1 protein-coding gene is annotated in these 308 nt (G+C 43.5%); it reads right to left on the reverse strand.

What is annotated here, in order from left to right:
- A partial coding sequence (locus tag JKP73_RS22535; RefSeq protein ID WP_200412024.1) for an ABC transporter permease occupies window positions 1–308 on the reverse strand: 308 nt, incomplete at both ends.

A 308-nucleotide genomic window follows, 5' to 3' on the forward strand; every position in this document is an offset into this window, starting at 1 on the left:
TGTTTTGCTCCAATTGCTTTGGATGCTTCGATGTATTCGGTTTCCTTAATTGATAACACAGCTGATGGGACAATCCGAGCAAATTGGGGGATCCCTACGATCCCAACGGCTATCATTGCATTGGTTAAGCTGGGGCCTAAAACGGCTACTAATGCGGTAGCTAGTAGAATGCTAGGGAAGGCCATCATAATATCACTTATTCGCATGATGATCTGGTCAATCCACCCACCAAAATAACCAGCAACACTTCCTAATACCACTCCTATTATCATAGCAATTCCAACGGCTATCACGCCAATTTGTATAGA

The organism is Virgibacillus salexigens, from assembly GCF_014905415.1.
Classification (GTDB): Bacteria; Bacillota; Bacilli; order Bacillales; family Amphibacillaceae; genus Virgibacillus; species Virgibacillus salexigens.